General features: G+C 40.0%; 12 protein-coding genes. 8 read left to right on the forward strand and 4 right to left on the reverse strand.

Annotation, left to right across the window (positions count from 1 at the left end; genetic code table 11):
* Nucleotides 1-2: 2 nt before the first annotated feature.
* From fabG to PQO03_RS18430, 5 genes are all read left to right on the forward strand, one after another.
* Complete coding sequence (gene fabG / locus PQO03_RS18410) at nucleotides 3-734, forward strand: 3-oxoacyl-ACP reductase FabG (protein ID WP_274152413.1); 732 nt, start codon at nucleotides 3-5, stop codon at nucleotides 732-734.
* A complete protein-coding gene (locus PQO03_RS18415; protein ID WP_274152415.1) occupies nucleotides 724-1,899 on the forward strand; it encodes a hypothetical protein in 1,176 nt (391 codons plus the stop codon). The genes fabG and PQO03_RS18415 overlap by 11 nt, the downstream gene beginning before the upstream one ends.
* Before the next feature lie 198 nt (nucleotides 1,900-2,097).
* Nucleotides 2,098-4,398, forward strand: coding sequence for a phosphoenolpyruvate--protein phosphotransferase (gene ptsP, locus PQO03_RS18420; RefSeq protein WP_274152417.1), 2,301 nt, complete (start codon nucleotides 2,098-2,100; stop codon nucleotides 4,396-4,398).
* 1 nt (nucleotide 4,399) lies between these two features.
* Nucleotides 4,400-4,930, forward strand: coding sequence for a shikimate kinase (locus tag PQO03_RS18425; RefSeq protein WP_274152418.1), 531 nt, complete (start codon nucleotides 4,400-4,402; stop codon nucleotides 4,928-4,930).
* Nucleotides 4,931-4,942: 12 nt separating this feature from the next.
* The gene (locus PQO03_RS18430; protein WP_274152420.1) at nucleotides 4,943-5,524 is read left to right on the forward strand and encodes an LON peptidase substrate-binding domain-containing protein; all 582 of its coding nucleotides are present in this window, start codon (nucleotides 4,943-4,945) and stop codon (nucleotides 5,522-5,524) included.
* 2 nt (nucleotides 5,525-5,526) lie between these two features.
* On the opposite strand, the gene PQO03_RS18435 is transcribed toward PQO03_RS18430, so the two are convergent.
* From PQO03_RS18435 to PQO03_RS22155, 4 genes are read right to left on the reverse strand one after another with little or no spacing between them, the layout of a single operon-like run.
* The gene (locus PQO03_RS18435; RefSeq protein WP_274152422.1) at nucleotides 5,527-7,227 is read right to left on the reverse strand and encodes an ATP-binding protein; all 1,701 of its coding nucleotides are present in this window, start codon (nucleotides 7,225-7,227) and stop codon (nucleotides 5,527-5,529) included.
* 43 nt (nucleotides 7,228-7,270) lie between these two features.
* Entirely contained in the window at nucleotides 7,271-8,173 is a 903-nt protein-coding gene (locus tag PQO03_RS18440; protein WP_274152424.1) for a hypothetical protein, read from the reverse strand.
* Nucleotides 8,157-8,627, reverse strand: a complete 471-nt coding sequence (nrdR, locus tag PQO03_RS18445; RefSeq protein WP_274152426.1) for a transcriptional regulator NrdR — start codon at nucleotides 8,625-8,627, stop codon at nucleotides 8,157-8,159. Before nrdR ends, PQO03_RS18440 begins: the two co-directional genes overlap by 17 nt.
* Nucleotides 8,627-8,815 carry a Trm112 family protein gene (locus tag PQO03_RS22155; protein WP_420792873.1) on the reverse strand — a complete coding sequence of 63 codons (189 nt, stop codon included), beginning with the start codon at nucleotides 8,813-8,815 and terminating at the stop codon, nucleotides 8,627-8,629. Before PQO03_RS22155 ends, nrdR begins: the two co-directional genes overlap by 1 nt.
* Before the next feature lie 169 nt (nucleotides 8,816-8,984).
* Between PQO03_RS22155 and PQO03_RS18450 the strand changes: the two genes are divergently transcribed.
* From PQO03_RS18450 to PQO03_RS18460, 3 genes are all read left to right on the forward strand, one after another.
* A complete protein-coding gene (locus tag PQO03_RS18450; protein WP_274152428.1) occupies nucleotides 8,985-9,491 on the forward strand; it encodes a DUF2062 domain-containing protein in 507 nt (168 codons plus the stop codon).
* 1 nt (nucleotide 9,492) lies between these two features.
* Complete coding sequence (locus PQO03_RS18455) at nucleotides 9,493-10,740, forward strand: riboflavin synthase (protein WP_274152430.1); 1,248 nt, start codon at nucleotides 9,493-9,495, stop codon at nucleotides 10,738-10,740.
* Nucleotides 10,741-10,814: 74 nt separating this feature from the next.
* A complete protein-coding gene (locus PQO03_RS18460) occupies nucleotides 10,815-11,270 on the forward strand; it encodes a thioredoxin family protein (protein ID WP_274152432.1) in 456 nt (151 codons plus the stop codon).
* The last annotated feature ends 70 nt before the right edge of the window (nucleotides 11,271-11,340 follow it).

An 11,340-nucleotide genomic window follows, 5' to 3' on the forward strand; every position in this document is an offset into this window, starting at 1 on the left:
ATATGCAATTTAATGATCAGAATATCATTGTCACTGGTGGTACCCGCGGTATTGGCAAAGCCATAGCCAAAAACTTCCTCGAACTAGGCGCCACAGTCCTCGTCACTTATAGTGGAAATAAAGCAGCTGCACTTGAGTTCATAGCCGAAAACGATGAGTATAAAGACAGAATTTTCATCGATTGTTTCAACGTAGCTGACGCATCCGCTTGTGAAGACTTTTTTACTCGCCTTCCTTTTGAAAAAGTCCACGTTCTTGTAAACAACGCGGGAATTCGCAAAGACAATATTGTCGCTATGATGCCGAACGAGGACTGGCAACAGGTCCTAGATATAAACCTTACAGGAACTTTCAATATGTGTAAGGCCGCCGTCATGAAAATGTCACGCCAACGCTATGGCCGTATTATTAACATCACCTCACCATGCTCACATTTCGGTTTTGCGGGCCAAGCTAATTACGCTGCCTCAAAAGCAGGCCAAATCGGACTTAGTCGCTCTCTTTCCAAAGAAGTGGCCAAAAGAAAAATCACGGTTAACTGCGTCTCACCAGGTTTCATTGGAACTGATCTCATCTCAGATTTACCTGAAAAATTAGTCGATGAATACAAGCAGCAAATCCCAATGAAACGCTTTGGCACCGTCAATGAAGTGGCCAATTGCGTAAGCTTCCTTGCTTCAGAACAAGCCAGCTATGTAACGGGTACAGTTTTAGAAGTGAGCGGTGGCCTATAACATAAGACATCAGCTTCAGTCTTTAGCATTTTTGAGCGTAGTCCTATGGCTATGCTCATCATGCCAGAACGATTCGACCATCTACGCAGCGACACTGCGTGACATCCCCGAAAAAAACTACATTTACGCTCTAGGGAAAAAAGGTGAACCGGAGGCCATTTCATGCAAGCTATCACGCTTCACCCATTCCAAATCGGGTAAATCAGTCTCTGTCTTAGGCATGATTCACATGGCAGACGGATCCTTCTACAATCAAATTCATCACCTCACCTTTGAACATGATATCACCTTAACTGAGGGAGTTCGAGGCAAAGCAAGCATTTCACCTCACCATTTTCTTGTTCAATACATAAGTGCCTATTTTTCGCGCATCAATTACTACAATCGCCTCGTACCACAAAATTTATTCCTCCAACCTGGAGGCTTAGAACGCAATGCAGATGTAAGCCTACAAGAGTTCTCCAAAGAGGGAGGCTTTTTTACCTCGTTTTTACAGCTTATCTCCCTGCCCTTTATCATAATTGGCGGCGAAGTTAATAACCTCGCTTTATACAGTAAATATCAACTTAGTGGTGCAGGCTTATCAAAAAAATTTCAACTTAAAGAAATTAGCAATAATCGCAAGCTACTCTTTGGAAACATGCGCTCAGTAGATGAAACTGACCACGCGATTCTCCCTGGAATCATCTCAAGCAGAAATCAAAAATTATTTACTGTGATGAATGAAGAACTCAAGAAAGATCAAATCCAATCAGTCCTCATCCCATGGGGAGCAGCTCACTCTCCCGATATTGAACGCGAATTAATAAGCCAAGGCTTCATAAAAAACGCTCCTGATCAATGGCTTCGTGCTATCAACTTTCATCCCAGTCAAAGTTCTGAAGCCTCACAATTTTACATCCCCTTAATCGCCTACATATATAATGACCCCTTAGCATATGAATACTCTTTCCTATTCGGCACCATCAAAGGCTCCAAGAAGCGGTCATCAACTTCCTCTTCTTTATTATGGAGCTTACTCTATGATAAATCTTCCAGCAACCAGCACTATTACTTTTCCATTTTACCTCGTTTATTTGACCATCCTGTATTATTTGATTATTCCCGCACACAGTCAAAAAAACAAATACGAGCCTTATTTTTCATAAAATTCTGCTGGGAATAAATAAATACATACACACTTGTATATCTAATTAAAGTCTTGATTAAGCATAAAAAACTCACCAATCACAGTTTTTACTGTTAATAAATCAAGAAATCTAAAGTTTTCTAAGGCATAAGGGCCTAGCCTGTTCTTTTTTCTAATGAAAGAAATGCTATAATTAGCCTAGAAAAATCAAATTAATTAAACAAGAGTGACCAATTGAGTGATATCGTTGACATACTTAAAGAAGTAACCAACTCAATACTAAACCATGACCCCACCTCCAAGATTTTACAGAAGGTGACTGAGTTAGTATGTGAGAAGTTACATTTGGATGTTTGCAGTATCTACACCTTTGATAGCAAGAAAAAAACGCTCAACCTTCGAGCCAACACCGGATTCCTCAAGAAAACACAAGTTTCATTCTCCATTAAAGAAGGCTTAACCGGACTTGTTTATCGCGAACAAAACGCCCTCAATTTGACCAAACCCATGGATCACCCCAGTTTCACTCTCGTTAATTCTATCGGTGAAGAAAAATTTCAGTCATACCTCGGCATCCCTATGATTGATAGTAGTGGACTAACCCTTGGCTGCTTCGTGATCCAAACTCGCTTCACTTCCATGCTTGATGAATCTGCCGTGGATTTAGCCAATACCTTAGCTTCGCAAATGGCCACACTCATTTCACAAGAAGGCCTACAAAGAGTTTTATCTGATCACACAATTCAAGACCGCGATGAAATTGCACAAGCCTTGGAAGATGATGAACCAGATAGTCACATCGACTTAAAACTTGAAGGCTCAGCAGTCTCCCCAGGTGTCATTCACGGCCCCATTCGCATGCTCAACACAAGAGAAATCTGGGATAGAATCGTACTTGAAACAGGCGAAAATCGTCAAATTGAAACAGGGCGCCTTGAGGAAGCCCTAAAGCTTTCCTGCGAAGAAACTGTTCACATTCAAGAACGTGCTCAAAAAGTTTTCATAGAAGCTGACGCCTCTATATTTTTTGCTCAATTACTTCTCCTCGAAGATGAGAACTTCATTAAAGATATGTATTTTGGCATAGATTTTTATAGCTACACGGCCGAAGCCTCAGTAAAAAACACTGTCGAAAAGTACATAAAAAAATTCCAAGAAGCACGCCTTCCCCAATTACGTGAACGAGCTCTCGATCTACTTGATGTCGGCATCCGTCTTATACTTCAATTGCAAGGGCTCGGCTTAGAGCAAGAAGTAAGCCAACAAAAAGTCATTCTTGTTGCCCCTGAAATAATGCCCTCAGATCTCGTTCGCATTCCAAATGAAAATATATTAGCTATTGTCTGCTCTCATGGCGGCAGCACCTCTCACACCGCCATACTCTCACGTTCACTTCAAATCCCTGCAGTCATGGGTGTTAACGATATTGATGAACTATGCGAAGCAGGCGATACATTCTTGGTCGATGGAGATAACGGCTCTATTGTTATCAATCCTGGCGATGAAATCCTCAAAATGTACGAAGAACGCCTAAGTGTTGGCGTTGTTAATATCGAACACCCTACCGTCAACCTACCTACACTCAGCAAGGATCAAGTATCCATTAAGATGCGTGGTAATATATGCATGGTGAGTGACTTTAAGCTGCTCGAAAAAGTGCAAAATGACGGAGTTGGACTCTACCGTACTGAGTTCATGTTTATGATGCATGAAAATTTTCCTGTTGAAAATGAGCAGTATAGAATTTTCCGCCAAGTCGCCAAACTAGGCGAACCCAATTCAGTTGTCATTCGTGCACTTGATATTGGTGGAGATAAACCCTTATCCTACTTTGATCACGGCACAGAAACTGATCCCATGCTAGGGTATAGGTCCATAAGAATTTTACTTGAGCATCCAGAGGTCTTCATCCCACATCTTCGCGCTATGTTACGTGCAGCACAGAGAGGAAACATGAAGATACTTTTCCCTATGATAGCTCATTACGAAGATGTGGTTGCACTCAAAAAAGTCATCAAAGAACAAGTTGCTGAATTAAGAAAAATTTACGGCCGCAAATTTAAAATTCCGCCCCTCGGTGCCATGATTGAAATGCCCTCTGCTGTTTGCCAACTCAACGAACTCCTTGATTACTTCGACTTTGTTAGTATTGGCACAAATGATCTAGTCCAATATTTCTTTGCAGTTGATAGAGGCAACAAAAAAGTCTCTAACTACTTCTGTCCGATGCACCCTTTAATCCTACGTGTCTTGAAAAAAATCATTGATTCATGTACCGAAAGGAATAAACCAGTTTCGATCTGTGGTGAAATAGCCAGCAATCCATTAGCCACCCCCATACTTATTGGAATCGGCCTAATAGATTTTTCAATGACGCCTATGCAACTCAGTAAAATCAAACACCTCACCTCTCAGCTTGACTCGAAAAAATGTAGCAAGCTAGCAAGAAAAGCTTTACAGTGCTCTACGCAACAAGAAGTTATTGACCTTGTCGAGGCCTTTTATAAAAAAGAGAAGATTTCCATAGAGTATTAATATGAATATTATTTTAGTGGGTTTTATGGCCAGCGGAAAAAGCTCCCTGAGTAGATATATGGCTACGCGTACAAAACGCCAGGCACTTGACCTTGATATTGAAATTGAGAAAAGAGCTCAAATGAGCATCCCTAAAATCTTTGAAACCGTTGGCGAAAAAGCGTTTCGCGACTTAGAATCTTACGTAACTAAGCTCTGTAAAAATTATCACAACACTATAATAGCTACTGGTGGAGGTTGTATACTTCGCGAAGAAAACCGCCGTGCCCTCAAAGAAGCTGGTTTAGTCATATGGCTCAACACAAGCCCAGAAAACGTACAAAAGTACACCGCAAAAAGAAATAATCGTCCCCTACTTAAAGGTGACAAAAGCTTAAATGATATCACACAAATGATGAAAAAAAGAGAAGCTTTATATGCTGATTCAAGTCATTTAAAAATAGATGTCTTCCAGCATAACCTCGAAGAGATTTTTGATATCATCCAAAGTTATAAAGATCAATTTTTAGCGCAAGAATACGCAAAACCATAAGCCACAGTTCAAATGTCGTTAAATAAAAAACTCTACCTCATCCCGATCCACAACCCCATTATTTTCCCCGGTGTAAAAACACGCATAGACATACCGTATCACTACGAGGAAACTATCCAAAAGCTCCTTGATTCTCCCGGAAACCTGATCCTTGCCTACCAACAAGAAGGCTTAGAACCACAACTATATAATACCGCTAGCCTCGTATGTATAGAAAATTTTGACAAGAAAGCCGATGGTCACTGGGAACTACTCGTAAAAGCTTACGCTAGAGCAAGCCTCAACGAGCCAAACCTCATTAAGGCCCACGAACAAAGTAGTGATTACCAATTACTCTCTTATCTTGATGAAGAATTTATTTCTAGCGAGGAAGAGGCTAACATAAAAGGTGCTTTACAAATAAAAATAAAGAAGAATTTCCCCAACATGGCTCCTCACCTTTACAGTGAACTCATGGAAGACTTCTCTATTTCTAAATTCCTTCACTACCTCTGTTTTAGCTCAAACAAAAGTCAAAATACAAAGATTGAGCTACTAAAGTACACTTCACTCTATAAGCTATATCAAAAACTGATTGATGGATTCATGAAGTAAGATCAATCAAACGTTTTTGTATCACCCCGATCTTTCCCTTCATTAAGTTGACTTAAAAAATCTTCTGGCAAATCAATGAGTCGAGTATTATTATTACGTTGATGAAGCGGTAAACGAATAGAAAAAATAGTCCCATTGGGGTCTGATGAAAAACTTATATTGCCCTTATGACTCTCAATTATCTTTTTAGACACAGCTAAACCTAAGCCTGTACCTTCATCCCCTTTCCCCGTATAAAAGACTTCAAATACTCGAGATTTCATTTCTTCTGGAATTCCTTCTCCATTATCAATCACATCAATCTCTAGTAACTGCTCCGATTGAGATAAATCTACCCTCAACTCAATCATTCCTCCCTCTTCTCCTTTGTACTTCCCTACAATTGCATCTGCCGCATTATTTAATAAATTTAAAAACACACGATGTATCGCCATTGAATCCAGATCTACCACGAGGCTTTTAAAGCGAATTTGGTCGCTCACTTTAAGCTTAATCCCACGGTTCTCGAAACCTTGTTGCAAGAGATCTACCACTTCCACTATTATTTCCGTGAGTGAATGAGGCTGTATATTGAGACTCGATTCTTTAGCTAAATTGAGTAAATCTAGCATTAAACCCGTCAGTCGTTTATGATTCCTTGAGAGTACATTCCACGCATCATTCATTAAGTTTGAATCTTCTTCATCAATCCCCATCCTCATCAAATAGAGACAGCCATCTACACCCGTTAAAATATTTTTTATATAATGAGATAAACTAGCCGCAGTTGTACCTAAGGCTGCTAAACGCTCTGATTCTACTGTACGCTGATTAAGCCTGACACTAAATAAATGACTTGCCGTCGTAAATACCACTCCTGTCAGGAACTGCAAATCTCCCTCAGTAAAACTCAGTTCATTCACCACAAAAGAAGAGCTCAGACACACAACGCCGAGCAACTCGCGTTCATGTATTAATGGCGCCACAAGGAACTGTTGATTCCTACCCATAACAACCGATTGCGTCGCATCTTTAATTTCTTGCATGTTATACACACATAAAATCGCGCGTAATTTCATGGAAACATAGTTTAAAATTTTGCGACTCACTGGGTATTCAGAGTACTCTAAATGCTGATATTCACTATCAATCCCTTCCGCGGGGGTGAGATATTCCCCATTATCTTTTAAAAGATAAATACAGCACTTTTCTGCCTGGGGCATGGACTGGATTAAATAACGTGTGACTAATGAAAAAAGTTCATTTTCATCCTGCACTCCTTTAATAAGGTCAGTCAGACCGTAAATAGCCGCTAATCTTCTATGCTCAGAAGGGTACATCATTTCATCTTCTGCCATGGATAGGTTACGCAGATGGAGAGGATCTATACTGTGTAAGATTCGCAAATTAGAGCGCGGATCGTCATCTGGAAAATCAACTTCTAATACTGAAGAACCAATACGAATATGCTGAAGATTTTTTAATTCATGCGTCCCTGTTATACGCTCAGTCCCTAACCATGTCCCATTAGAGCTTTTTAAGTCTTCTATCCACCACAATTCATCTTTCGAAAAAATCTTGACATGAGTTCTCGACATGCGCCTATCAGCAACAGGAATATTCGATTCAAGCGCTCGCCCAATCGTCGTACTCTCTTTGACTGAAATACTTTTCCCCGCAGAGGGCCCCGCGATAAAATGCAACATGACTTCAGTATGCTTCACTCGAACTCCTTAATTTCTTAGACTTGATTAATATATGCTAAAATTAATCTAAGTGAAAGACTAGGCGGCTCAAGTCTGCAAAAGGACGGTATTTTTCTTTCAAAATCCGCTCAAAACCCTTTTTACAGCTCTTTTTAAAGACTTTTCTCAATTCTTTATCTCGAATAGATCGCACCTTCACCGATAAATAATCGTATTCTCCACCAGACTTCAAATAATCGCCCAAAGCTTTTTCTAAGTAAATAACTGACTTTTCACATAAGTCTTCTACGTATTCATAAAACACTAAATCAAGTAAAGGCGGCATTGATAAATCATGCAATATCTCATCCACAAAAACCTCAAGATGGATAGATTGAAACAAATACCCTCCCGAATCAATCTGCAACTGACTTGTTTTCCAATTGACCTGATCTGCACTAAAATTCAGCACCGACCGAAAACTCTGATTAGGCATCAATAATCCTTCACCCAAACGATAAGGCCGTTGTTCTATTTTACTGAGACGTAACTCTTCTAAGCATAGAGCATGAATAAAAACATCACTCAAATCATCTTTCACATAAGCCGCGCGGTCAATTCTTTGTTCAATCTTGACTAAGATTACTTCATCAAAATCTTTATCTAAAGCCGATAACTTAGCCTTAATCCTTTCAGGTAACAAGGGAATTTCTTTTTTATAGACTCCACGATAATGAGCTGCCACATCCGTTAAACCATTATCGATTAAAACGCGATACAACAAATGATCTAAATCATCTTTCTCAACAATTTTATTACGAGCAAACAAACTCATTGCAACAAGAATATCATCAATCAGAAACACATCATGAAAACCACACTTCTTAAAACTAGCCTCTAAAACAGGCTGATAGTCCCCCAAATCAACACTTATAATCCGCCCATCTTGATCAACAGGAATAAGTTTATCATTTATCTGAATCATAATCCGAGGCCTGCATTGATTGAATCGTTTCGATAAATTCTGACGCGTCTTTAAATTCACGATACACAGAAGCAAAACGAACATAGGCCACTTCGTCTAAGCCTTTTAACTCCATCATCACCATCTCACCAATTTCATGAGAGGAAACTTCCCTATCGAGACGATCTGACACTCTGGATTTGATATTCTCTACTGCCTCATTAATGGCATCATCCCCTACAGGACGTTTCCTCAAGGCTAATTGTAGCCCTTCTCTCACTTTCTGAATATTAAAGTCTTCCTTACGCCCACTTGATTTAATTATCATCAAGTCGCCTCTAACTAATTCTTCCTGCGTGGAAAAACGAGTTTCACAGCCATTGCATTGGCGACGACGACGTAAAAGATTGCGATCTTTTGACAAACGAGTTTCTAGGACCTTATTTGATGTGGAAGAACATTCAGGACAACGCATTATTCCCCCTCAATTTCAAGGAAATCTGGCATCAAAACACCCTCACCATCAGGCCCGTCTAATGCCTTTAACCTGAACGCCTGCTCACAGGTCGTACAACGCAACACTTGTTCGCTTTGCTCCAACCCTGCTCCAGACTTACAAACTGGACAATCTAGTATGCTTAATAAATCTTGCTTTAATTGCACTATTCCCCCTCTAATCAATACATATTCTTATCTAATAAAAGCAACACTAACTCTTCGCCTATTTTCTTCAATAAGAAACTTTACTTTTCCACTTTAACAACAGCACTTTCCGATTATATTCATAGCTCGAAAATAACCCTACTAGAGAAGATCCCACAAGCGAAAATTAATGAGTATCCTAAGTCCGCGATTTTACCGCATCCAATTCTTTAAAATCCTCCGCTCTGGAGGCAGCCCCGAGTATATTGCTCGATCGGTTTTTTGTGGCGTATTTGCGGGATTGACTGTCCCTCTTCTACAGATCCCCGTCGCCATTTTTATCGCATGGATCTTTAAAGCGAACAAAACTATTGCCTCTTTATCAACTTTTGTCTCCAATCCATTAAGCTACCCGGTTTTTTGGTTTGGCGCACTTTACATTGGCTCCTTCTTCATCCCTGGCAACGAACAATTTCTCGCCGATTGCCAAAAACACTTTTTCGAACTCTCTTTTTGGTTCAATCTAGATTGGTGGGAACTCGGCAGCAGTACCATTTTAATGTTTATCACAGGTGGGTCCATCCTAGGACTTTTCCTTGGAACACTCGCTTATTTCTGGACAAAAAAGAACGTGATTAAAAAACGAGCAAAAAGATTAAAAAACGAGCGTTTAAAAAAAATAAACAAAGAGGCATGACATGTTTGGCGGAATAATAAAACACAGCGGATCAGTACATTCAATTTCTGGCAACAACTCTAATGGCATCGTTCTTGAGCTAGAGACCTCTATTGTTTCACAAGTTCAAATCGGGGATTCCGTAGGAGTAAACGGCGTTTGCTTAACTGTTACGGAAATCATTTCTGATTCGATCCTCAAGTTTGACGTATGGCCGGAATCTCTACAAAGAACAACTCTCGCTGATCTGAAAATCGCTCAAGAAGTCCACGTTGATCTCCCTCTCAAAGCTAGTGATTTTATTGGGGGCCACCCTGTATTAGGCCATGTTGATTTTGTCGGCTCTATTGTATCTATGAGCCAAGTTGATAATGCGAGTCAGCTAAAAATCTGGATTGCCTTACCCGCTGAATACTCTAGTCTCATTCCAGCTCGTGGCTCAATTGCTGTTGATGGCGTCAGCTTGACCATCACAGGACGAAACGAAAACTCATTTGCCATCTCATTAATCCCAGAAACCCTACGCCTTACCCACCTCGGCGAACTTAAAGCTGGCGACGCCCTAAATATAGAAGTAGATTTTAGTAGCCGAGCTCTTCAAGACAAATCAGGGATGATTAACCTAGCTAATGAAGCAGAAACCATTTCTGATAAAATTGATACCATAGCAGCCGCCATCGACACCTACACCAAAGGCGGTTTACTTCTTATTCAAAATAAGGAAAGCTTCGCGCTCTGCTCTTCAGCTGAAAAAATCACTGATCGCAACCTCAGTTTTGCCCTCTCTTTATCCCGAACTCCATGCACCGTAGCTGTCACCGAAGGCTTAGCCGAAAAACTTTTTATTCCTGCTCCAGTTATTAATACTAAAGCAGAAGAACGTCGCTTTTTACTCCCTGTTAACCACAGAGCCAATGAACTACACGACTACACAACTGCGGCTATGAAAAAATCCATTAGCTTATTTTGCTCCGACGAGCTGACTATTGACGACTGGATGACCCCTGGTAACATCAACCCTTTACAAATCTATGGTGCTAATTCATCATCTAGACCAGGCCTACCGGAAGCCGCTGTTGCACTCTGCTTTAAGAGCAAACTTCCTCATGCCGCGATCTGCCAAAACCTTATTGATGCCGACGGTAAAGAAATGAATTCAGAGCAGGCACACGTCATATCTACAAGATATCAAATTCCTATTTATCAAGTGAGTGAACTAATCTCAGAAAACTCTGAACTCTTTGAAGATGATTATTTTGGTGATCTTTAAAGAAAATTAACTTATTATTTTTTGTTTTAAGCTCGACTGACACATACTTTAATCTGTCAACAAAAGGAGTCACTATGACAAAAATGATTAAACACCTCGGCCTCATATCACTAGCCCTGATTTTTACAGCTACATTAAGTGCCAAAGACGAATGGGTCACCGACTACGAAAAAGCACTTAAAACTGCTAAAGCCGAGAAAAAACATCTATTGCTCAATTTCACCGGTTCAGATTGGTGTGGCTGGTGTATCAAACTCGACAAAGAAGTCTTTGATACAAGTAAGTTTAAGAAATACGCTAAAAAAGAACTCATTTTAGTCAAACTTGACTTCCCCAGAAAAGGAAAACAAAGCAAGGAAGAAAAAGCTCAAAACCAAAAACTCGCCAAAGAGTTTGGTGTACGTGGCTACCCGACTATCCTCATTCTAGATCCTGATGGAAAACTCATCCAAAAAACTGGCTACCAAAAAGGTGGTGAAAAAAATTATATTCAGCATATCGAAGATATAATCAAAAAAAGTAAAAAATAAATCCCCCATACCTTTAATTAGCCAAGCTTAATTGCTTGGCTTTTTTATGCATTAATACAATTAACAGGAC

Source organism: Lentisphaera profundi (assembly GCF_028728065.1).
Classification (GTDB): domain Bacteria; phylum Verrucomicrobiota; class Lentisphaeria; order Lentisphaerales; family Lentisphaeraceae; genus Lentisphaera; species Lentisphaera profundi.